Consider the following 22,557-nt stretch of genomic DNA (forward strand, 5'->3'; position numbering starts at 1 on the left):
CGCTCAGCGCGCGCTCGGGGCTGGCAGTGTCCACGACGTCGTGGAAGCGGCGTCGGTGAGGGCATCTTTGACGCCGACCGCGACCGCGCCGATCATCCACGCGGCCCCGATGGCGCAGACTGCTATGCCGGTCTTGACCAGGTGCAGTGATTGCAGGGACTGTGTGATCTGGGTGACCGGTGCCATGTCGACCGCCGATAGTGGTTCGCCGACGTCGAATACCGGTGGGGCCGTGAGGTCGTCAGGGCCGAACGGCAGATTGAGGTCGACCGGCGGCGGCGGCGGGGTGATTGGCCACCATGTCGCGGAGCCGTCGATGGCCAGCCACCCGTTCAAGATGCCGTAGATGCCGGCGACCGCGAACGTCGCGGGTATCTGCGCCAGCAGGTACGGCGCAAGCAGAGTCCGGTACAGGGAGTCGTCCGGTCTGTAGAGCAGGACGGTGAGGACCCCGATGCCGACGGCGGTAGCGAACAGCGCGGGGATCGGATAGGCGCGCAGCCGGGCCGGGATGTACTGGACAGTCAGCTCGTATAGGAGCTTGCCTGCCGCCCATCCCAGGGGCGCGAGCAGTGCGCTGGCCAGGACGATGATTGCTTCCAGGCTGATTTCCACGGTGGACCCTCTGCGAGCCCAGTGGGGGTGAGTCAGGTTGTCGTCATAGGGATTTGGTCGTGCGCCCGCTGTCATGCGGGTGCGTTTGCGGATCTGCCGGTTCAGTTTCTCGCCGCGCCGTTTTTGGAAGTTCCAGATGCCGGCGTGCTCGGTGATCCATTCGTGCCGCAGTTCGTCGTAACGATCAGGCGTGATCTGTCGCATGTGTGTTCACCTATTGTCGTTGTTGCTTTGATCTGTCAGACTCGACAGGCATAGAGGTGAGGGTAGTCGCTGGAGCGACTGTTGTCGCCAGGCAATCGAGGGGAGCTTTCGTGGGAGTGCCAACAGTCAGCGCGCTAGTGCTGTTTGCGCTGGTATTTATCGTTTTTCTGATGCTGGCATGCAGTGGCGGTGGGCGTCCGAAGCCGCCGGTCACGCAGGCGATGGTCGACTCGATTCCGACGTGGCCGGGACGCGAAAACATGCAGTCACGGAACACCACGTTGTCCACCGGCGGTGTTCACCAGGTGCCGAGTGCGGTGCCGGCGTGGCCGTCGATGTGGGTGGGTCCGGCACCGGTTACGGCGCCGTCGCCCGTGGTGGTCGACATGGCGCCTGCCCTGGTGCAGCGCCGTCAGCCCAGCGCATCAACGATGCGCGTGATCAGCCACCGGGCGGCCTCATGACCACCTCCGACGCACTCTCCGACGAGGACTGGGGACGCGGTCTGCAGCAGTACGGGCAGAGCAGCACCCCAGACAATGACCACGACGCCGAAGACCTCGGCGATGTCGATGTCGCCGCACTGATGGCTGACGACGATGACGACGCGCCGACGGGGCCGGTGGACCTCGACGCCGGGCAGGACGGACCGCCCAAAGAGCGGTTTGATCACAAGCTGCTGTGGGGCTTCGGCGGGCTGGTCGCCGCTGGTGTCGTCGCTGCTCTGGCGGGCTCGGTGATCCTGTATTCCCATGACAGCAAGCCCGCGCCGAATAGTGGCGGGTCGCTCAGTGAGCCGCAGGCGGTAGCGGTCGCGAAACCGCCGCCAAGCCCTGCGGCCGCTACCGACAGCCCCGGTAGGGACCGCTCACTGCCGTACACCGCCGATGCGAACGGATCGTGCGCGGAAGGCTCTACGCCCGCACAGACCATGAGCGGGACCGATCCGCACAATGCGTTCGTCTGCGTCCGGGGCGGCGGCGACGGCCAGGTGATCATGCTTGATCTGGGCCGCACTTACATGGTGACCGCCATCTCCTGCACGTGCGGCTGGGTCGGGCAGGACGCCAGCGGCGTCACGCAGTGGTCGCAGCACCGGGTTGTACGCCTGGTGCAGTACAGCTTTCCGGACAACCCATCGATCACGCCGATCACGCAGGACACCAAGGACGTGCACGGCGAAGCGATTCAGCCGCTCAAGCCCGTGCTGGTGTCGCGGATCAAGATGCTGATCCGCTGGACCGAGCGGCCGCCGGCGGACCCGGCCGCTGCGCCCACGACAGCACCGCGCCCCGGTGGCGGCCTGGCCAGCGTGTTTGGCGACTCAAACACCACAGGAGCGCCAATCCCGCCGCCGAACGTGTCCCCGCTGGGCAGCCAGGGCAGTGACGGCAGTGACCCGGTTGATGCCACGTTCGCCATCAGCACCCTGAAAATCCTTGGACACGAGGCGGTTTGATGATGGATCAACACGGCATCGACGCTGAGCTCCCGCACCTCATTCGACTGGATCGGAATATCCCGGGATGGATGCACGACCAACGAGCGCTGCAAACCACGGGCCGCGCGCTGACCTTGTGCTCCGCCATCTTCGGAGCGATGGTCGTCGCCGGCGCCGGACCGGAGCTGATGTTTCCCGCGAACATGACACCCGCAACCTTGGGGACGTTGCCCTGGGTCGCACTGTGGACGGTGGCCGTGTTGCTGGGCATGTGGCATGTAAACGCCGCCGCCATGCAGCACCGGATGCGCGCAGCCAGCCGCGAACTGCGATTCGAATCACTGAGCCGCGCAGCTGATTACGCCGAAGACGTCCTCACGCTCAGCGGGCACGGACCTGCCGACGTCACCTGGCGCGTTATGGCAGTGGCACCGCTGACCGCGCTCGTGTACGCGGCGTCCACGCGCGGCAACGGTGAAGGAATGCCGTGGGTGCGCGAGATGGTCGATCGCTTGAACACTGAGGGAGCCTCCGGGTGGCACGCGGCCTCCCAGGCGGTCGCCGATATCGACGAGAAGCTGCAACCAAGCATCGACCGTTGGGCTGTCGCGGACGCCGCTCAGCGCGGCAGCGTTGCGCTGGTCATGCGGGAGGCGGTCGGCAGCATGGCGGGAGCGCCGGCATGAAGCTCAACAAGACCTGGCAAGGGCGGGTGGGCGCATCGTCGTCGGCGCTGCGCCGCTACGGCACGATCGTCATCATTGTGCTGGCGGCGATCAGTGGTCTTAACACGCTGTGGGACTTCGCTTTCGGCCGTCCCACCGATGTCGTCACGCCGGCGCGCAGCATTGTGAACAAGTCCGCGGTGGTCAGTTCGTTCGCCGAGGACTACGTCACCACCTGGCTGACCGCCACCAGCTCCACCGGTAAGGCGCTCGGCCAGTTCGTGTCGGTCGACCCGTCCCATCTGAATCTGCCGACGACCCCGGCGCTGGTGATCGGTTCCCCGACGGTGGTGGCTGTAACGGCTGAAGGCACCGCCGCCAAAGACGATGCTGCCGAGGTGTACTCGGTGGTCGTCGGCATCAACCAGCGGCCCTACGACGCGGCGGCACCGAGTCGCGCGATGTACCGGGTCGCGGTGCTGTGGACCAAATTCGGTCCTCGCGCGGCAGGACTGCCGTACCGCGTCGAGGGGCCCGGTCCGGGCGCGGACCTCGCCCAGGACTACCCGACGACGCTGGCTCCGACCGATCCCGCCTACAAGGTCGTCTCGGGATTCCTCACGGCCTACCTGACAGCCTCCACAGGCGTCGAGCAGTTCGTCACGTCGGACTCGTTGTTGACCAGCCTGGGCGCGCCGTACGTGGCCCTCAAGGACGACAAAGGGAACCCGATATCGGTGGTCACCGCGGTCACCGCGGCCTCGGCCGTGCCCGCGCAGCCCGCCGACGGGCAGACCGCGCAGGTGCTCGCGGCGGTCACCGCGCTGTCCTCGCAATACGCGAACGTGTCGATGAGCTACCCGCTGACCCTGCGCGGCGTGGGCGGGCACTGGGCGGTTGCCGGGATCAACCGTTCACCGCTGATGTCCCTCAATGACGACATCGTGCCCGTACCGGTCACGAGCGCCCAACAATCGACGAACTGACCACCGGCAGTTCGGGTTTCACCACCAAAGGAGCACAACGACCATGATCGTCACCACCACACTGGCCGCAGGAGACCTCCTCACCGGCACCGTCACATTCTGGAACGACTTTCGCGTCCCCGGCGCGATCGGCCTGCTCATCGTGGGCGTTCTGACCGCAATCTTCGCTTACCACAAAGGATTCGGAGCCGCCGCCGGCAAGTTGATCGGCGCCATCGCCTTGGCGGCGATCACGCTGGGAGCCGCTGGTCTGGTCAACTCCGCACAGCAGACGATCGACAACCACACCGGCGGCATCACGCGCGGCCAGTACGGGCAGTAGCGCCTAAAACCTGAGGGGGAATGCGCACGTGAGCGACAACTACGACGAAAATAGCACCGCCCGTTCCTTCGGCGGTGTGATGGACTTCCCGATCCGTCTCGGCTATCTGGACGAGCACACCCGACTTCTGTTGGGGCCGTGGGGCAGATACGACGGCGCCGCCGTTGTCGTATTCGGTGGTGGCACCTGCTGGGCCACCTACCACTGGTTCGACTCCGGGCACGCCAGGTCCATCTTCATCTACGGTGTGATCCTCACAGCATTCCTGGTGTACCTGGCCCGGCAAATTCCGATCAGCCGACCCTCACCGGAGTACCGGATGCTGTGGCTGCTCAACAGTTTCATCGGCACACAGAGCCGGGCCGCCGCGAACGGTAAGCGCGACCCGTGGAAGTCGCCGCCGAAAGCGGTAATCGATAACCTCGTCTTCACCAAAGGTGGTGTCTACGCGGACTTTATCCTCTCCGGTCAGGCCAGTGGCATGGAGCCGTTCGAGCAGCGCCGCGTGCTTGCCAATGCCCACCGCCCCTTGGTCCGCCAGCTGCCGTCGGGCATGGTGTTTTGGGGCATGTCCGCACGGGTTGACCCGACGCTGCTGCTGCAACGCATGCTCAAAGGCCGCGAGCACCAGCCGCGCTGGGTGCGTGAGGTCCGCCAGTGGGAACCATTCGTACGCGAAAACCCTTTCTACGAAGATGTTTTCGGTGTCCGGATACCGGTCGATGCTGGCATGGCCGGCCGCAGCGGCGCCGGCGCAGTAGCGAAATTCGCGAGCACCGTCGTCGGTCGCGACCACGACGCTCCCGACACCCTCGAAGGGTTCCGCGCGATCGTCGACGAACTGCTCAGCAAGATTCCCGCGCAGTTCCAGGCGCGGCCGGCAACACCGCAGCAAATCCAGTGGCTGTATGAGCGGCACTGGACCAGGGGAGCGGTGTCCCGGCCCTTCCCGCATGCCGCTGGTGGTCCCCGCCAGCTGACCTCCTCCGATTTCGAGTGGATGCTGCCTGTCGAGTTCGACGAGGGTGACCAGCACGCCCGCAAAGCGCACCGTTCGTGGTGGCGGCGGACGTGGCCATCGCGCAAACCCGTTGTCGTGCTTCGCGGTCCCGCCGGTTCCAGCTACCAGACCCTACTGCCGGTGGCCGAACTGCCTCGCGGCGGACTGCGTTTTCCGGGCGCGGAAATCCTTCAATCCGCCTACGACGTGCACTTCGGCGCAGACGTCGATTGCGACTGGTACCAGCACGTGAGTACTACGGCCCGGGAAAAGGAGCTCAATCGGGTCGAACGTGCACAGCGCAACCTCAACGACCAGTCGTTTCAGACCTCAGGCGCCCGTGACGCGGACCTGGCAGACCGATACGCCGCGGGCGAAGACTACGAGCGGGAACTGAACTCGAGCTCGCTGGAACGGGCGACGCATTCGACAACCGTCCTGGCGATCGGGGCGGCGACCGAAGCGGCACGGGCGGACGCTGTGCAGCAGCTCAAGACGCATTTCGCCGAGGAACTGGACACGGTTCTCGCCGCACGTGGCGGCGCACAGTCATCGCTGTGGGAGATTGGACATCCCGGCAGCGAAGGGCGTGCCCCGCACAGTCAGTTCTCACAGCCGACCACCACCCGGCAGTGGGCACGCTACGCGCCGCTGGTGTCCTCGGTCCTGGGCCACGACACCGGTATTCCGTTCGCCCGCAATCTGGCCACCCGCCGGAACAAGATGGTGCTGCTCGACTTCGAGGGGATGAAGGACCGGCGCGGAGCACCGGGCATGCTGTGGTTCGGCGCGCCCGGCGGCGGAAAGTCGCAGTCCTGCAAGCGCGTCGTGGACAGCCTCATCAAGCGCGGCCACCAAGCCTCGATCATGGAGCCGGGCACGATGCGCGAATGGGTGCCGGCGTTGCGACACCATGGCGACCGCGTGGTCCTGATCGACCCAGTCGCCGGGCAGTGGTCGCTGGACGGCCTCAAGATTTTCCCGGGCAAAGACGCCGTCGAGCACACCCTCGACCACTTGTTGCCGATGATGGGCATGGACGCGGTGTCCGTACCGGCGCGCCAGTTCGCGCGGCTGTTGCGCCCCGACGACGGTGTCGCACATTCTCTTGGCGGTCTGGTCCGCTGGTTCAAAAACCTGGATCGCAAGGAATACGCCGAGTATGAGGAACTGGCCGACAGCCTGATCTATTTCTCCGAAAAAGACTACTGCCGAGCCATGTTCGACGAGTCGCTGCCCGCACCTCCCTTGTCGGAAAAGGACGCGGTGATCTGGACGCTCGGGGGCCTGCAGCTGCCATCGACGTCCGAGACCGAGGAAGTGCACCTCTATCGACGCCAAACGCCCCGCGCCAGGGCAGGTTTGGCGGTGTACGGCATGATCGCCTCGCTGACCCGTTTGACCTACACCGATCCCCGCACACGTCGCCCGGATGCCTTCGGGTTCCTCGTCGCCGAGGAGGCGCGCGAGTATTTCGCGTCACCGGTGGGACGCAAAGACGCTGAGCGTATGGGGCTACAGGGCCGCAAAGAGAAGTACGGGCTGCTGGCAATCTCGCAGTATGTCGAGCATTTCGAGGGCATCGGCATCCAGAATCTCCCCATGCGGGTCATCACCCCGTTCAAGCCGACTGACCGTGATTACGCACGAGAATCGTTCCGGCGCTTGGGTATTAATCCCGACGAATACCCGGAGGTGCTCGACACGCGTGTCCAGGAGGGACGCGGTCTGGCGTACCTGTTCGATGACCTGGGCCGCGTTGGGCTGGTCGACATGCTCGCCCCGGTGCAGCAGGAGTTGGTGGACGCGTTCGACACCCGCGATATGGCCGACGAGGGGTGGGCGGCATGAGCGAGACCATCGCCGCGTGGATGTACACGCGGCCACGCGTTCGGCGGGTATGGTTCATGTTCCAAGCGATCTGGGCGTTCTCGATCACCGCGGTGTACTTCGCGCCGAACGCGACCGCTGACACCCTCTCGGCGGCATGGAATTTCACCGGCCTGCATGACAGCTACGGCGTGCCGATCGGCGCGCACTTCGTTGCCGTGGTGCCGCTGACGGAGATGATCGGGTCCAATGGCCCGCAGTTCGGCGTCTCACCGGAGACGTGGGGGCCGGCGATCATGTCGTCCTTGGCAACCGCCGGCACCTATGCTCAGCTCAACGAGGCACTCGCCGCCGAGACGGCGTTCCTGATTTTCATCTGCTCGGTGGGCATCTGGATCGTCAAGTTCGCATTGGGCGTGGTGTGGCTGGGATGGCTGGCTGCCATCGCCGAGCCGATCGTGGAAACCCTCAAAATGATCGTCGCCAGGACGCACCTGCTTGCCGCCGGCGTCGGTGTCTGCGTCGTGGTCGGCGGATTCATCTGCCTCACAACGGGATACGCGGCTGGCATCGGTATCATCCTCAGCGGCTTCGTCGCGCTCATCCTGTTTTGGGTGTTGCTGCGCGACCCTGTTGGCGACCTCGTCAGCGACAACGGGGTGCTCGGGATGGGCCGATCCATTGGTTACTCGATCGCCCAGGGCGTGGTCAACAATGGGCCGGTCGCCGCCGGCGGCACCAGCGCCCAACTCGACACGCTGTGCTCCTGGCTGGTGGACGTCCTTGTGCGCGACATCATGCAACTGCTGACCTTCGGACAGGTGATCGACACCATCCCCGGCTGCGCCGCCAAATACAACGCAGGGCTGCTCAGCGGGATCGGCGACGCCCCCGCGACGTACATCAAGGCGTGTGCGCCGCAGGCGTACGAGCACGCGCTGCACCTCGACTTTCTGACCGTCGGGTTGTTCTTCTGCTGCAATCTGGGTATCTGCGTCATCCTGCTCGCGGTCGACTACATGGGCATGGAGGCATTCCGTGTCGGGTTCAAAGCCTTCTGGAATGTCCTGATCCTGGTGCCTGCTGCGGCGATGGCAACCTTCCCCGGTCCGCCTCGGCAGGCAGCCAAGAAAGCAGCTGCACGAATGCTGCTGCATGGCGCCGAAATGATCGCCGGCACAGCCGGTTTGGGAATCTTGGTGCTCATCATGGCTGGCGTGACTCGAGGCACGCTACCCGGCACGATCGGCATGACCGACCCTCTGGCCAAGGTGCTGGTGATGACGCTCATCGCTGTTGCAGGAGCGTTTGCCTTCCGGATTGCCCTCCTGCGGATGTTCGGCGACCGCGGTATTCCGGGCCCGATCCGGGCTGTGAAGGGCACGTACCGCACTGTCACCGGGGCTGCCCGCACCGTGAACGAAGTCGACTACGCCGGGCGGGTGATCAAGAGTGCCGGCGATCGGTTGCGGGACTTCCGCAAGTCGCGAGCCGAAGGCCGAAAGGGCGAGAACGATCCCGACGGCACCGGGCCGAAAGCGCCGGGGCGCAAAGCCCATCCACCCACCACCGGACCCGGGCGGGGCACCCCGGGCAGCAGTGCCAGTGGCGCCGGTCCGAATCGGCCGGGCGGCAACACCCCGACCGCGCCCCCCACGGGACCGCGATCGCCCAAGCCTCCCACCGGAGACGGCGTCGCACCGCCACCGTCAAGCGGTTCACGAGCCCGGTCGGCCGTCGCGCAGACGGGTCGTACCGCGGCCAAGGACGCGGCGTGGGCGGGAGCGACCGCTGTTGCCCCGGAGGTCGCGGTCCCCGCCAAAGCCGCCGCCACGGTGGCTCATCGCCTCCACCACGGCAACGGGCACGGACATGGCGGCGGATCGCACGGTGCGGCACCTGGTCGCGCGGTAGGCAATCAGCCTGCGGCGCAGCCCCAGAACCGTGTCGGGCAGCCACCCAACGGGTTGGGCCACAACAGCAGCTCGGCCAAACCCCAGGCGCCGGCGGTGGACACGCCGCCGACGGCGCCGCCCGGGCGCCAGGCCCCACGACCCGATGAGCGCCAGTGATCGACCCTTCGCCACCGACGCAGCCATTTTCAGATGACCACCACATACCTACCCGCGCGACGGCCGTCCGCACCGGACCGGCGTCCTATCGGAAAGAGCGAGACATGACGATGGCACTGACCACACACGACCGGACTGGCAACTGGCCTTCGCCACGTACCGACCGTGGACCGCAGCCACGCATGCACCGGGCCGGCCACCCCGCCGCCGTCGGCGCGGTATCGGTGGGCGCTGAAACTGAGTTCGCCAACCCGTTCGCCGCCGAGGCCCGCACGGAGGATCAGCGCCAGTCGGCACTGACCGCCTACGCCGTCTGGCTGGCCGGTCAACCGGACCGCATCGCGGCGACCCGCCAACTGGGCGGGCACGACCTGTCCTGCACCTGCGCTCTCGGTGATAGCACCTGCCACCGCAACGTGCTGCTGGACGTGGCCAACCCGCCACGCGACGCGTTCGCCGCCGAAGGCCACGCCATGGGACTGACGCTGCGGCGGCCGTGGGCATCGCTGCTGCTCATTCCGGAGACATTGGGTGGCAAGACGATTGAAAACCGCACCTGGTCGACCGACTACCGCGGACCGGTACTGATCTACGGCGGCACCCGCATCGACAGCGCCGGTGTTGCGGCGGCGACTCGAGCAGGCTTGGACACGTCCTGGCACGTCGACCAGCAGGGCTGGCTCGGCGCAGCGATGTTGGTCGATGTACACCGCTCACGCGGCTGCTGCCGACCATGGGGACAGCCGCATGTCCGCGACAACGTGCCCGTTTATCACTGGGTTTTCACGCATCCGCAGCGGCTGGCCAGCCGCACCTGGGGACGTGGCTTCGTCGGCCTTCGCCCCACGTCCTGGTCGGTTCTGATCCGCCGCCGTTTCCTCAACATCGCCACCTCGCAGAAAGGCACACGCTGATGACCGCAATGTTCGATGGCTCCTACGACACCGACGCTGAGCAGCGGATGAATGCTGAGCGGATGGCTGCGCATCGGGAACGCAAGCGCCGCGACAAACTTGCGGCCCGGATCGCCGTGCTCGACGAGGTGGTCACCGGGCGCACTGAGCTGCGGCGCGCCCGCCCCTCGCTGGGCGAGGTCGCCGAGTTCTTCGGGATCGACTGCGGTCCACTGCACACCCTTCTGCGGCTTCGTCGTGAGGAATTCCTTTCCGACGGATGGCGTCACGACCGGTGGACCGATGAGGCCATCATCCGGGCGGCATTGTTGCTCGAAGATGGCGAATCGGAGACAGCCGACGAAATCCGTTACCACCTGCGGGAAAGTGAACTGCCCGTGGTGTATACCTCGCACGCGCGGCGGATTGAGCAGTGCGGCAATGACTTTGCGCGTGCGATGAGCCTGATCGATGCTGTGCACGGGGGCGAGAGCCCAGTCGACGTGTGGCGGCGCCTTCAGGACATGCCCCGCTACGAGCTGCAATCGCTGGCTATCGCGGTCGCGGCGCTGGTGCCCGAGGGTGCCGACAACCTTGGCGCATACTTGAAACAAATTGCCGGCAGGAACGGCTCTGTGGCACAAGGCCTTGCCCTGCTCATTCCGCGGCCGTCCAAGCTGTACCGGCGGCGCCGCAATCCCGGCAGACGACGGTACGTTGACCAGCCCGGCGGTGTGTCGGTGACTGCACAGCGATGACCACAGCCGACACGTTGCTGCTGCGGGACAAGTTGATTGCTGAACTGTGCGCTAGCCCCGTCGCGCTGGCAACCGCTGAACTGGCCGCGCGGATGCCCGGGAAAGTGGAGCGCAGCAACGATTCCTGTGCACAGCTATGTCACCGCAGCACTCTCGGTCCAGGATTGAAAGTGCTTGAATGCCACCGCAGTTGGCATCTGGTGGAATATCGACGAGCCACCCACGGATACACCGGGATTTACCGCCATCTGCGTGCGCTGGAAGCCCAAGGGCTGATCCAGCGCACCGTCCGTGAGAACCGCAAAGGCGTGTACTGGATCTACAACGGCCCCGACGTCGTGGCCGCATCACCTAGCCACACCGGCGACGGTGGTGGTCGGCCGTAGCCCGGGCGGCCACCACCGATCACACACCTGCTCTGGAAGGGACCACCCGCATGTCCACCGACGACCGCATGCCCCTGACCCCGTGGGCAATCAACCTCATCCGGGTAGTGGCCGCCCTGCTGGCGATCGGCGTCGGCTACGCCGCGATCAGGCTGAGCTTTAGCACCCTCAAAGACATCGCCACCCGCGCGCACGTGCCGCCAGACCAAGCCTGGCTGTGGCCCGGAGCACTGGACGGCGCCACCGTGCTGGCCACCCTCGGCGTCGTCGTCGGCAGCAAACGCGAGAAACGCTTCTTTTGGGGCGTGTTGGCCGGCGGCCTGCTCATCAGCATCATCGCCAACGACCTGCACGCGATCCTGCCGCCAAACCAGGAATTACCCCTGATCTGGCGCGCGGTAGTCGGATGGGTAGCGCCGATCTTCGGCGCACTCACCATTCACGGGTTCACCATCCTGCTCAGCATGAAATGGCACCGTGGCGCCGCGAAACAATCCAGCCAAGCACCCGCACCAGCGACACAGGTCGTCGCCGAACGGGCCGAAGCTGAAACCGCCGAGCCCACCATGCGGCCCGACACCACCGCCGTAGCCCCGGTCGATGAACCCGCTCCCACCGCGCTACCCGCCGCCACCACCGAGCCGGGCCGGGGCAAATACGCTGATCTTGCGGGCAAAGTGCTGACGATCGTCAATGTCAAGGACGTTGCCGTTAACGATGTTTCAGAAGTCCTGCGGATGAGCTACGACTTGAACATGGCGAACCGCGACATCGGCCGGCGACTGAGCATCGGGCATCACACCGTCGGAAAGATCATCGACGCCAGCGCGGCGGTCCTGCGCGGCGAACCGATCGCCGTCGCATCCTGACCAGAAAATTGGAGTCCGACACCCCCCGCAGGCCCCATTATCATCGAGTCAGGGGGTGCAGTGGCCCCATCCATTTTTATCGACCAGCGATGTGGAGCTACACCGATGACGATCATTCTCGATGCCACGGGTCTGACCGCCGCGGCCGGACAGCTGTCGGGCAGCGCAGGACTGCACACCCCGGCGGTTGCCGAACCACCCGGACTCGACCTCACCTCGGTTTCAGCTGTCGCACAAATCAACGCCGCATCCAGTGCGCTGGCCACCCTGCTCAACCACGGCAGCGCGCTACGGGAAGTCGGTGGGCTCGCCGTCGCCGGCACCGCCTTGATGCTGCAGGGCCAGGACGACGCCAACGCGTCCTCGATCCTCAACGGCGGCTCCGGCTCGGGTCCGGCCACCAGCGCTCCCACCATTCCATCGATACCGCACCCGGACGTCCCGGCGATCCCGTCGGTTCCGACGGCTCCGGCTCCGCTGCCGGGCGAAGCCCACGCACAGGCGCTCTACGGTGGCCCGGGATCATCGAGCCTGCACCAATTCGCTGACCATTGGGCCAACCACGCCCAACAGCTACGCGGGCAGGCTCAAACGATCATCAACGCCGGGCACGCCATTGACGCCAGTTGGGATGACGGTCACCAACGCGCTGGCGCGAATACCCGGGAGCATGCTGCCTGGCTGGACTCCATGGGGGATGAGGCGGAGAAGCTGTCGCTCCACGCGCGCACGGTCGCGCAAGGCTTCGATACCGCCAAAGCCAACACCCCTTCTCCCCACGAGTTCGCCCAGGCGCATCAAGACCTTCAAGCTGCGATGCAGCGGTTCGCCGCGACCAAGGGCGCGAACGCCGCGGAAGTGCAGATGCGCACCCAAGACATCGCGCACAAGCAGACTCAGGCAACCACCGCCATGGCCGACTACCACACCCAAGTGGCCGAGGGCAGCCTGTCCTCGGCGGCGCAGACGCTGAAAACCGCGCCACCGATCGCCCGGGGCGGCAGTAGCGGTGCGGCCCCCGACGGTGGCAACACCCCGGGTGTTCAGGCCGTGGACTACAAGCCGGGCGACGAGCACCACTATGCACCGATCATCCGTGGCCCCAATGGCTTGGGTCCGGCGCCGACACCGGACGGGCCGAAGTGGGTGGAACTGGGCCGCGGCTCAGGCAACTGGGTCCGTCAGGACGAATTGCCCGGACTGCAACTGCGTGAGCCGGGCGCGCTCGGCCCGGCCCCGCTGACTGACAGTCACGGCAACTCGGTCCCGTGGGTGGAGCTAGGGAAAGGATCGGGCGCATGGGTGCCGCAATCGGATTTCCCGAAAGCTCAGTTCCTCCCACCTGACGCGTTGGGGCAGTACGGCTACGAAGAGTATCTGCCGCACACGGGAATCTGGCTGCCCAGCAAGGACTTGAAGGTCGATCCGTTCGACCCGACGCCACCGCCGGTCCAAGTGCTGCCCGCCTAAGCATATGTTCCCCCAACAGCGGGGAATGCGTAAAAAATTACGTAAAAAATTACGTAAAGCTAGTGACATAGGTCGGCCGCCGGCGATAGGCTCGCATCATGCGTATCGACATGAGCGATCTGGTTTCGGCGACCGATCTGGCACGGCAGTCATCCTGGATGCTCAAAGAGGTTGCCGCGGGCCGGCGCTTCGTGATCGTCAAAGGAAACACGCCAGCGGGCGCCCTCGTCAGCATCGCCGACCTGGAAAAACTCAAAGCGGCCGAGGGTGACCCTGCCGCTGTCGGACAGTCGTGGCAGGCGATGCCCTCCCACGTGACATTCGCCGACCTCGCGCCGCTGCCCCCTTCGGCGCCACGGCACGCGATCCCGATCGGGATCGACGAGGACGACCTGAGCACCGTGTGGCTGGACTTGGAGCAATACCCGCACGTCTACTGCACCGGCACCAACCGGTCCGGGCGAACCACGTTCCTACAGGCGGTCTGTGCCTCCATCATGGCGCGTTACACCCCGCAGGAAGCCCAGGTGGTCGTGTTCGATCCGGATATGCGGCTGACCGATGAGCTAACCGACGAGTATCGCACTGTGTACTTGTACGACCCCAAACGGATCGCGCAAGCCGCGCAGGAGCTCGCCCACAAGCTCGATCAGCGCCGTCCGCCCCCCGATCTCACTCCGGCACAGCTCAGAGAATGGAATCCGGTGCGGCCCAAGTGGTTCTTCATCGTCGATGACCTGCATCTACTGTCAGGTGGTAGCTCGCTCTCGACAGTCCTTGCGCCGCTGGTCGAGCCCGTTCAAAATGCCCGTCTCTTGGACTTGCACGTCATCGCCGCCATCACATCCGACAACTGGAATGCCAAGGGCCGCAGCAACAAGCTGATCAATGCCATGGACGTCGGCGGCGCGACGGTCGTTGTTCTGGACGGCAGTCCCCGAGAAACGATCATCGATGACGTGCGGCCAGGATCACGGCTGCCAGGCCACGCCGAATTCTATGAGCGCCGCTCAGGCGGCCGCATGATCCAAATCGTGGCAACGCACGCAGCCGTGGAAAGCACGAAACCCGAAGAGTCCGATAGCGATTCGCCGCCGCAGCGGATGCCCGAACCGACCAGCCCGCAGGATTTCCTCGACGCACTGGGCATCGACGATGTGGCCACCTGGCAGCCCCGGTGGTCAGAGTCGGCGGTCAGCGACGGTGATGTCGTCGTGCCTTTCGGCCTTTCCGGCACCGGGCCGGCGGTGCTGAACCTGACCAGACTGGGCCACAACGCCCTGCCGGGCCTGGTCGTCGGGCGCACAGGATCAGGTAAGAGCGAGGTGATCAGGACCATCATGTTGGCGCTCGGAGCGCTCTACAGCCCGGAACAGGTACAGGTGATTGTGCGTTCAAAGTGGTCCGAAGAATTCACCGAGGAAGCCAAGCTCCCGCACATCACCGTGGCAGAAGACTGGGCCGGATTCGGCGACGTGATTCGTGCGGAGCTGAAAAGGCGTGAGGAAGCCGCCACGGTGGACGCAGAGCCGGAATTGCTCGTCATTGTCGATGAGGTGGACGACCCGTACTTCATGCAGGACCCCACCCTCCTGCGCGATGTCGTCGAGAGCTACCGACTCAAAGTGCATCTTCTCGTCACGGCACAGACGCTCAGACAGCTTGTTGAGCGCAACTGGCCCGGCCAGCGCGTCGGATCGTCGGCCTTCCGGCTCGCGCTGGCCTCCATCTGGATGGCCGACGCGCGGATATTGATTGGCTCGACAAACATCGCCGACCCGCGAGCCGAGGGCGGCACAGCGTTCCTGGGCTCGGCCGGCGATGGCGAGTCGACACCCGTACGGCTGTTTTTCACCGGCAATCACCTCGACGCTGATAGCGCACAGACAGTTTGCGATTACCTGATTGAACGCATTGCGGCGGTCGGAGCGCCGCGGCTGGACCAGTAATTGTCAGCGACACCCGGGCGTATGTCGAAATGCGCTGGGCAGGAGCATGATTCGCCTCCATATTTCCGATGTTCGGAATTCGATAGTCCAACAGAAGGGCCGCCAGGTGCACGTCGACGACTTTGACGAGCCAGAGCGCACGCTAGCGTCGGCATCGGTCTGGCATGTGCCGATGGTGTCGACGGCGGACTTCGCGTCCAAGTTGGGCGTGACGGTGCGGAGCGTCCAAAACTATGCCTGTGGGGACAACAGTTTTCCCGAACCCGCGGTGGCCGGTCGTGGGAAAGCGAACCTGTGGACATTGGCTCAGGTGTTCGACTACTGCGCACACTCGCGGGCCAACCGGCGGGTACCGCATCGGGGCATCCCGCGTGTATATCCACTGTGCTCGCCTACACCCACCAGCTTGGGTGGGGCCAGCCACTTGCTGCGGGCGCAGTTCGTTGCGGCCGAGCCTGTACCCGACATCTACCGGTATCTGAGGCCGCCGCGCCCGAACAGGACGCCGATCGTGCAGTACTGGACCCCGGGAGACACCCAGGGAACGCTAGCGGTCGTCTACCTGGCAGGGGATGCTGAACTGGACCGCTGGGATGCGCGTGACCTGGCGGTGAGCGCCGCGCGCTTCCTGCACGACCGGGAAATCGCGTCGGTGGCGGCGGTCATCACCGACGAGAACGATCGACCGGTCCCGAATCGTAAAGATGAACGTCAGCAGACAGTCATCGTGGCCGAGGTCGCCGAACACCCCGTGTGGTTACCGCAGAACTCTGTGGCACAACCGACCACTCCGGGCAGATCGTGGCGACCCAGCCGATTCGACCTGGACGCCGATCCGCCAACGTCGGTGTACGACATCGGCTGGCACGACCTGCGGTACCTCCTGCGCAGCAACCTGTTCTGGTGGCCGGCAGACACGCGGCACAGTGATGTGGTCAGGGGTTGGCGCCCATAAGTCGGCTGAGCGTTGGACACGGGAAGGTCAAGACCGCCCGACGCGGTTGATCAGCGCTGAATTAGGCGCCGCGTGTTTAGCGTTCGCGGCCCGCGTCGCGTGTGCGATCTTGGTCCTTGTCAGCGAGACGCCAGCGCTCGTTGTGGAACCGGTTGCCGGATTCGTGGTCGCGGCGTAGGCGGCGGCGTTCTTCTAGAGCCTCGGTAACCTCGCTGGTCAGGATTGCCGGGTCGCAGCGTTCGGCCTGGTCGAGCAACGGGTCTCGGTCGGGCTGGAGGGCGCGGCGTGCCGGGGTGGCCGACTCGACGGACAGGGTGACCGACCAGGGCAGGTCGCGGTGAAGCAGTTTGAGCATCGGCGCCGACGGGGCTGGAGGCCAGCCGCGCTCGTCGCCGTCGACCAGAACGACGCGGGCACGGCGGTCGTCGGCCTGCTCGGCGAGGTCGGCCAGCACGTCAGGCGATGCCAGACCTGCCCGGTCCACGACGATCGTGGTGTCCGAGTCCAGTTCGTACTGGCCGGTGGCGATCTGCTGGTGAGCCTGCTCGACGGTGAGCACCGAGTCCGCTTCGTCGGGGCCGACGATGCGGGAGGCCCGTTCGGCGGAGGGGCTGCACCACAGGATGCGGCGGCCCTTGGTCGTCGCGGCGGTATGCAGAACACCGAGCGCATCGAGGGCGACGTTGTCGTCGCCGGCGTGCACAGCGGTCACGGTGAACCCGCTGCGGGTGATCGCATTGAGGCGGTGCAGCGTATCGCTGGTGAGGAGGTCGGTGTTGGAATCGGCGATGGTGAATCCTCGCTCGACGACGTAGGAACCGGCGGAGCGGAGCATTTCCATCTCGGTGTGCAGCGCCGCGACGTTGTCCAAAACGTGTGCAGCGTTGCGGGTTTCGGCTTCGGCGAAGGCTATTGCGGTGGCGCTTTCGGCGCGGTCGAGTTCACCGGCGAGGCGGTCGCGCTCAACCCGTGCGGCGGTGACCGCGTTCCAGTCTTGGGCCATGGCGCGGCGACGTTCAGTGTCCACGTCATCGGCGGTGACGATGCGGTCAGCGCCGCCGGCGGCCTCAGCGCGGCGCGTCAACGCCTCGGTCAGGTCGGCGTGGAATTGTTCGGCCGGGGTCTGCTCGGGGAGGTTTGACATCGCCAGCGCCACCCCCGAGCGGGCGAGGTCCACGGCGACTTCGTCGGCATTCGGGTCAGCCTCCAAACGGGACAGTTCGGCACGTTCGTGCGTGACCCAGGCCATGATGCTGTCGTAGTGCTGTTCGGCGTCCGCCCACCGCGCCATGACGTCTTGAACGGCGAGCATGTAGGGGCGATCGGCGTCGGCGCGGGCACGCAGATCGCGCAAGGTGTCCTGTGCGGCGGTCATGGCCGGTCCTTGATCGGCCATGACCGCCCGGCGCAGGCGTTTGAGCTGTTCGCCGGCAGCGTGGTAGCGGCCGCGCAGCTCGATGACATTGGCCAAGACGTCGGCCACGGGTCGGGTGGGCGGCCGTTCGGTGAGCAGGTCCTCGAACGCCAAGTCGTCCTCGCCGGCGTAGCCGTCGTACTCGTACGGGTCTGGCGGGATGTCCTCGCCCAGGTCCGGCGGAATGAGGCTGCCGCCGTAGCCGAGGCCGAGTTTTTCCAGCAGGGCGTCGTCGGAGAGGCCTGCGTGGGTGTCTGGATGCTCGAGCGGGTGTTCGGGATCAGGGAACCGGTGGGCCAGTTCCTCGTGCTCTTCAACGCTGAGCGGTTCTTCGTGGGGGACCGGGATGTCGATGTGGTCGTACGGATTCGCGGTGGCGAACAGGTCGATCGAGTAGGTGAGCAGCAGGGCGTACTCGTCGGGCCGGATCGGGGTGGAGTGCTCGGCGTCGACGTCGCGCAGGTGCTCGTGCGCGACGTGCAGGAGGTCGATCGGATTCCAGCGCAGCGGGTCAGCGTTGTCGACGGCGGCGACCAAGCGGCCGAATGCGGGGTCGGCGATGATCGTTTCGGCGACGGCTGTCCCAAACACGGTGTGCAGATCGGGGAGCCATGTGGGCTGCAAATAGGGAGTGGACGCTTCCAGGGTGGCGGGCTGCACCCGTCCGGCCAGGCGCCACCATAGTGCGGCGCCGGGCATCAGGTCCGGGAGCGGCCCATCGGAGGCTGCATCGTCGATGAGCTGGGCCAGGTCGATGTCGGTGCGGGCAATCTTGGCCAGGTGCGCGGCCAGTTGTGGCCAGTACGGATCGCGGCGCACGCGCGGGTCGACCTTGTCGACGAGGTCATTGAACCGGGTGGTGTCCGGTGCGGTCCGGCCGATTTCGGCGGCAGCGAGGTCTTCGAGAAGGCGCTGAATCTTGCGGTCGCGTACCGCGTATTGGTCCGGGCCGGTGAGACGGGTATCGGCTTCGGGGACGTCGTGCGCGGCGCGGAAGACCGCGATTTCGCCGCGTAGTTGGGGGTTGGCGGCCAGCAGTGGGCGCGCCCACGCGGGCGCAGTGGTCGCGTCCCATCCGGCGGCGGTTGTGCGGATCGCGTCGGCGAGTTCGGTGACCAGATCGGCGCGCGCCCGCAGGTAGATGTTCTCTTCGTCGGACATTCCTCGGGGCAGGTCGGGCAGCCAGCGCAGCGGGCCGGTGTGCGCCGAGTGGGCACCGCTGGAGTCCAGGCGCCAGTCCAGCACCGCGGCCACGTCCCAGGCGCTGGCAAGTTCGCGGCGGCCGGCGGCTTGTTGCAGGGCAATGATCGGGTCGTCCCCGGCGACGGCAATGGTGGCCAGGTGCATCCGCAAGGTGGGCCACGCCGGCATGCGCGTCAGTCCGGGATGGACCTGGTCGGCGGCGGCGTCGATCGTTGCCATGGTCTCGGGGCCGAGTTTGTTCTCGGCGAGCGCGCCGACCGAGTGGGTGTAGTAGCGCGCCGCGCCGGCCAAGCGGGTGAAGGGGTCTTTGGCAACGTTGTCGGCGGTGGTGGCCGAGACCTGGGCGCCGTCGCTGGCGAGCACCTTGGTCAGGACGTCGATGGCGGTGTCCGGGTGGGTCGCGCGCGGGGTGAGAACCTTGTGGGCGTCGGTTTCGGCGGTCTCGACGTAAATGTGGCTTTCGTCGGTGGCCCGGGTCATTGCGACGTACAGCTTCTGGCGAGTGAGGTTCGCTGATCCGATGACGTGGCAGGTGCCCTTGGTGGTGCGCGAGCCGATGGTCATGCCCTGAGAAGCGTCGATGGTGGAGGCGTAGCCCAGGGTCACGTAGGCGTTGACGTACCAGGCAGGAAGCGTTGTTTTTTGCCCGTTGTCCAGTCGGGAGACCTTCAGAACGCCGCCGCTGGTGACGGCATCAACGCGCCAACGCTGCCCATTGCGGACGTAGTCTTTGCCGCCGGCCAGGCGCAGATAGCGCTTGTTCTTGCGGGTGGCGATGATGTCACCGGCGGATGCTCGCAGACCGTCCGCGAGAGCGGTTTCCCTCATCTTGGCCGGCGAAAGGGCGGCTGTTTCCGGGTCGGCAGCGAGCGCCTCCAGGCGGTCCAGGCGGGCGCGTTGGTTCAGTTGGGTGACGATCGGGTTGGTGGGAGCGAGCATCGTGGAGTCGTGCCCGGCGGCGACATCGGCGGCCCAGCGGCTGTAGGCGTCATCAATGATGGTGTCGCCCGACCCGACGTGGATTCGGCCGGCATCGGCGTAGAACGCCAGCGCGGACGGATCACCTTCGCGCAGCGCCAAACCGGCTTGGGCTTCGGCGCGCGACTTGAATCGCATGACCTCGGTGAGGCTCAACGCGCCGTAGATCCGCTCGACATCGCGCAGGATGCCGCCAGCCGAGATGGACCCGAGTTGGCGGTCGTCGCCGATGGTCGCGATGCGCGCGCCGCGCGCTTCGGCGAGGGTGTTTACTTCATCGAGTTGCAGTGTCCCGGCTTTACCGGCCTCGTCGATGAGGATCAGGGTGTTCTCGTCGATCTTGTCGAACCACTCGCGGGCCGGATCGTCGGTGGCGTATGGGCGGCGCAGCAGCCAGATGAGCTTGTCGATCGTGTCGGTGGTGGTCCTGATGTCGTCGCGCAGAATTTGCGCGGCGCTGGCGCTCGGTGACAGTCCTAGGACATTGCCGCCGGATTCCTCCCACGCCCGCGAAAGCACCGACATGGCGGTGGTTTTGCCGGTTCCAGCGGGGGCCAACGCGAGCTGGAAGCGTGCACCAGAGCACGCCATCTCCCGCACCATCGCGGCCTGGCCGGCGTTCAATGTTCGCCCACGCTCTGCTGTTTCAGCCAGCAGCGCCATTTCGACGGTCTCACGGTCCACGGTGCGTCCGTCGGTGCGCCCGGCTGCGGCCAGAATCCGTTTCTCGGCGGCCAGGATTTCCGGTGACGTGAACAGTTCGGTGCGGTGCGTGGTGTAGACGCTGGCCCCGTCGCGGCGGCGCAATACGTCCGGTTCGTTCAAGTCCGCGTCGCCGACGCGGGCGTGGGCGAGGCTGTTCGGTTCATCGAGCGCGGCGGCGGTCACTGCTTCCACGAGCCCAAGGTCGGTGGCCCAGCCGGCGGCCCGTACCGCGCGCAAGGCTTCGGCATAGATGTGGTTGTACTGCCAGCTTGAGCGTGACTCGGACACGGTCTCGACGACCGCGGCGGCGGTCTCGGACACCCACTTTTCGGTGATGTCGTCGACAGAGCGGCGGCCGGGGGTGCGGACCTGGACCAGCATGGAGGCCAGGGCGTGTTCGCTGCCGAGAACCTCGATGGCTTGGGTTCTCCACTGCTGGCGCTGTTCGGCCAGAGAGCGCGGTTCGTGCTTGGCAACACGGGTTTCGAGGTTGGCTCGCTCGTGCAGGGCGATTGCTTCGGCAGTGGTCGGTTCGCGGCCGTGGTCGGCCTGAAATGCTTTCGCCAGCTCGGTGTAGCGGTGATTGATCATGTGGCGGCGCGAGGAAAATTCTTCGTTCAGTTCGCTGGGTACGCCGACAATCTCGCGGACTGGACGCTTGCCTCGTTCGGTTGGCGGGCGCTCGGCAAATCGCAGCCCAGCGCGTTCGATACCGAGCGCTTCGATGCGCGAGTTGTAGAACTCCGATGCCGCGACGGTGCCCTTGAAAAGCGGTCGGCCGTCGATGGCCAGCCACCGATAAATGCCGTCATGGCCCTTCGCGCGGACTTTGTTGCTGATCGGCACGTGCGTGTGCAGATCAGGGTCTCCAGCGCGGCTGTCGCGGTGAGTGAAGGTCGCCGCGATGATCCCCTCGGTGTCTAGTTGGGCCACTCCCTGCGCGCCCATACGCGTGAACACCATGTTGTTTTCGATGTACTCGATGGTGTCGGCGACGGCCTGATCATGAATGCCTTCAAGGATTTTCGAGAACTCTGGGGGTGCCACCGCCCACAGCACCGAGAAGCTCTTGACGGGGCTGAACGTGAGGTCATAGCCCGCAGTGGAGGTGGTTTGATCGCGCGTCTGGGTGGCGATGAAACCGGTCAGTTCGCGTTCGTCCAGCGGTGGACGGTCGTATTCGGCCTCGAACATTTCGCGGGCGATGCTGGTGCGCATTTGGGCGCGCAGGGTCTCGTCGATCGGAGAGTTCCACGGCAGGGACTGGCTCAGATTGTGGTCCCGGTACGCCACGGCCAGCCGCCGTTGCAACTCGGTCGCGGCGTCGTTGATGACGAACGGGCGGCCAAGGCTCACAGCGGCTTTCGTGGCGGCCTTGCCGCTGCCTGCCATGATCATGTGTTCGGCGATCTTGCCGGCGTTTGGGTGCAGTCCCAGCCCGTAGAGGGCCTTCATTTGGTCTTCGGTGACCATCGAACCGGGGTCCACGCGCCACATCGCGTCTTCCGCGTCCGTGGTTAGGGTTCGCGAAGGCAGATCGGACAGGCCGGCTAGTCCTTTGCCGACCCAACGCCCCGGTGATTCGCCTTTTTCGGCGTAGTAGTCGCCAAGTGAAGTGCGGCCGCGGTTTTCGGCATCCTGCGCGGCAGTTTGGCGGATGAGGTAGAGGTACCCGTCTCCCGCTGAGAGCTTGTGAATGCTCATCATGGCCGCATCACGGGGTGACCATAAGGCCACCCCCGCACGCTTTTTCGCGGTCTTGTAACGGGCTACCGCAAATCCGGCCGTTACCGTTTCGTGACCGTAGTGCAAGAGGTGTGTGGTGCGAAGCGGAGGGCAAAA

At 65.8% G+C, this 22,557-nt stretch carries 16 protein-coding genes; 14 read left to right on the plus strand and 2 right to left on the minus strand.

The genetic code is table 11. The annotated features are described in order from the left end of the window. Window positions 1–3: 3 nt before the first annotated feature. On the minus strand, window positions 4–819 hold the full coding sequence (locus ACJH6H_RS16470; protein WP_406775342.1) for a hypothetical protein: 816 nt from the start codon (window positions 817–819) through the stop codon (window positions 4–6). 170 nt (window positions 820–989) lie between these two features. Between ACJH6H_RS16470 and ACJH6H_RS16475 the strand changes: the two genes are divergently transcribed. The 14 genes from ACJH6H_RS16475 to ACJH6H_RS16540 all read left to right on the plus strand — a co-directional run bounded on the left by ACJH6H_RS16475 (window position 990) and on the right by ACJH6H_RS16540 (window position 16,415). Continuing rightward, entirely contained in the window at window positions 990–1,283 is a 294-nt protein-coding gene (locus ACJH6H_RS16475; RefSeq protein ID WP_406775343.1) for a hypothetical protein, read from the plus strand. After that, window positions 1,280–2,278 carry a hypothetical protein gene (locus ACJH6H_RS16480; protein ID WP_406775344.1) on the plus strand — a complete coding sequence of 333 codons (999 nt, stop codon included), beginning with the start codon at window positions 1,280–1,282 and terminating at the stop codon, window positions 2,276–2,278. The genes ACJH6H_RS16475 and ACJH6H_RS16480 overlap by 4 nt, the downstream gene beginning before the upstream one ends. A gap of 71 nt (window positions 2,279–2,349) precedes the next feature. Beyond that, window positions 2,350–2,946, plus strand: coding sequence for a hypothetical protein (locus ACJH6H_RS16485; RefSeq protein WP_406775345.1), 597 nt, complete (start codon window positions 2,350–2,352; stop codon window positions 2,944–2,946). After that, window positions 2,943–3,911 (plus strand): conjugal transfer protein, encoded by a 969-nt coding sequence (locus ACJH6H_RS16490; protein ID WP_406775346.1) that lies wholly within the window; start codon window positions 2,943–2,945, stop codon window positions 3,909–3,911. Before ACJH6H_RS16485 ends, ACJH6H_RS16490 begins: the two co-directional genes overlap by 4 nt. 43 nt (window positions 3,912–3,954) lie before the next feature. Then, a complete protein-coding gene (locus ACJH6H_RS16495) occupies window positions 3,955–4,233 on the plus strand; it encodes a hypothetical protein (RefSeq protein WP_406775347.1) in 279 nt (92 codons plus the stop codon). A gap of 28 nt (window positions 4,234–4,261) precedes the next feature. Next, window positions 4,262–7,084, plus strand: coding sequence for an ATP-binding protein (locus tag ACJH6H_RS16500; RefSeq protein ID WP_406775348.1), 2,823 nt, complete (start codon window positions 4,262–4,264; stop codon window positions 7,082–7,084). Then, window positions 7,081–9,135, plus strand: a complete 2,055-nt coding sequence (locus ACJH6H_RS16505) for a hypothetical protein (protein WP_406775349.1) — start codon at window positions 7,081–7,083, stop codon at window positions 9,133–9,135. The genes ACJH6H_RS16500 and ACJH6H_RS16505 overlap by 4 nt, the downstream gene beginning before the upstream one ends. Window positions 9,136–9,239: 104 nt before the next feature. Continuing rightward, on the plus strand, window positions 9,240–10,049 hold the full coding sequence (locus ACJH6H_RS16510; RefSeq protein WP_406775350.1) for a DUF4326 domain-containing protein: 810 nt from the start codon (window positions 9,240–9,242) through the stop codon (window positions 10,047–10,049). Continuing rightward, complete coding sequence (locus tag ACJH6H_RS16515; protein ID WP_406775351.1) at window positions 10,049–10,786, plus strand: hypothetical protein; 738 nt, start codon at window positions 10,049–10,051, stop codon at window positions 10,784–10,786. Before ACJH6H_RS16510 ends, ACJH6H_RS16515 begins: the two co-directional genes overlap by 1 nt. Continuing rightward, window positions 10,783–11,172 carry a hypothetical protein gene (locus ACJH6H_RS16520; protein ID WP_406775352.1) on the plus strand — a complete coding sequence of 130 codons (390 nt, stop codon included), beginning with the start codon at window positions 10,783–10,785 and terminating at the stop codon, window positions 11,170–11,172. The genes ACJH6H_RS16515 and ACJH6H_RS16520 overlap by 4 nt, the downstream gene beginning before the upstream one ends. Window positions 11,173–11,222: 50 nt before the next feature. Continuing rightward, window positions 11,223–12,041, plus strand: a complete 819-nt coding sequence (locus ACJH6H_RS16525; protein ID WP_406775353.1) for a DUF2637 domain-containing protein — start codon at window positions 11,223–11,225, stop codon at window positions 12,039–12,041. Between the two features lie 105 nt (window positions 12,042–12,146). Then, window positions 12,147–13,511 (plus strand): PPE domain-containing protein, encoded by a 1,365-nt coding sequence (locus ACJH6H_RS16530; RefSeq protein ID WP_406775354.1) that lies wholly within the window; start codon window positions 12,147–12,149, stop codon window positions 13,509–13,511. A 98-nt stretch (window positions 13,512–13,609) separates the two neighbouring features. Next, complete coding sequence (locus ACJH6H_RS16535; protein WP_406775355.1) at window positions 13,610–15,460, plus strand: type II toxin-antitoxin system prevent-host-death family antitoxin; 1,851 nt, start codon at window positions 13,610–13,612, stop codon at window positions 15,458–15,460. Window positions 15,461–15,866: 406 nt separating this feature from the next. Continuing rightward, window positions 15,867–16,415 (plus strand): hypothetical protein, encoded by a 549-nt coding sequence (locus ACJH6H_RS16540; RefSeq protein ID WP_406775356.1) that lies wholly within the window; start codon window positions 15,867–15,869, stop codon window positions 16,413–16,415. Window positions 16,416–16,491: 76 nt separating this feature from the next. On the opposite strand, the gene mobF is transcribed toward ACJH6H_RS16540, so the two are convergent. Beyond that, the gene (gene mobF, locus ACJH6H_RS16545) at window positions 16,492–22,419 is read right to left on the minus strand and encodes a MobF family relaxase (RefSeq protein WP_406775357.1); all 5,928 of its coding nucleotides are present in this window, start codon (window positions 22,417–22,419) and stop codon (window positions 16,492–16,494) included. Window positions 22,420–22,557: the final 138 nt, after the last annotated feature.

It is taken from the genome of Mycobacterium sp. SMC-21 (assembly GCF_045310825.1).
Lineage (GTDB): Bacteria > Actinomycetota > Actinomycetes > Mycobacteriales > Mycobacteriaceae > Mycobacterium.

Bases quoted from the DNA above. Each gene is read 5' to 3' on its own strand.
- ACJH6H_RS16470 (WP_406775342.1), bottom strand. From the start codon at position 819: ATGCGACAGATCACGCCTGATCGTTACGACGAACTGCGGCACGAATGG.
- ACJH6H_RS16475 (WP_406775343.1), top strand. From the start codon at position 990: ATGCTGGCATGCAGTGGCGGTGGGCGTCCGAAGCCGCCGGTCACGCAG.
- ACJH6H_RS16480 (WP_406775344.1), top strand. From the start codon at position 1,280: ATGACCACCTCCGACGCACTCTCCGACGAGGACTGGGGACGCGGTCTG.
- ACJH6H_RS16485 (WP_406775345.1), top strand. From the start codon at position 2,350: ATGCACGACCAACGAGCGCTGCAAACCACGGGCCGCGCGCTGACCTTG.
- ACJH6H_RS16490 (WP_406775346.1), top strand. From the start codon at position 2,943: ATGAAGCTCAACAAGACCTGGCAAGGGCGGGTGGGCGCATCGTCGTCG.
- ACJH6H_RS16495 (WP_406775347.1), top strand. From the start codon at position 3,955: ATGATCGTCACCACCACACTGGCCGCAGGAGACCTCCTCACCGGCACC.
- ACJH6H_RS16505 (WP_406775349.1), top strand. From the start codon at position 7,081: ATGAGCGAGACCATCGCCGCGTGGATGTACACGCGGCCACGCGTTCGG.
- ACJH6H_RS16510 (WP_406775350.1), top strand. From the start codon at position 9,240: ATGACGATGGCACTGACCACACACGACCGGACTGGCAACTGGCCTTCG.
- ACJH6H_RS16515 (WP_406775351.1), top strand. From the start codon at position 10,049: ATGACCGCAATGTTCGATGGCTCCTACGACACCGACGCTGAGCAGCGG.
- ACJH6H_RS16520 (WP_406775352.1), top strand. From the start codon at position 10,783: ATGACCACAGCCGACACGTTGCTGCTGCGGGACAAGTTGATTGCTGAA.
- ACJH6H_RS16525 (WP_406775353.1), top strand. From the start codon at position 11,223: ATGTCCACCGACGACCGCATGCCCCTGACCCCGTGGGCAATCAACCTC.
- ACJH6H_RS16530 (WP_406775354.1), top strand. From the start codon at position 12,147: ATGACGATCATTCTCGATGCCACGGGTCTGACCGCCGCGGCCGGACAG.
- ACJH6H_RS16535 (WP_406775355.1), top strand. From the start codon at position 13,610: ATGCGTATCGACATGAGCGATCTGGTTTCGGCGACCGATCTGGCACGG.
- mobF (WP_406775357.1), bottom strand. From the start codon at position 22,419: ATGAGCATTCACAAGCTCTCAGCGGGAGACGGGTACCTCTACCTCATC.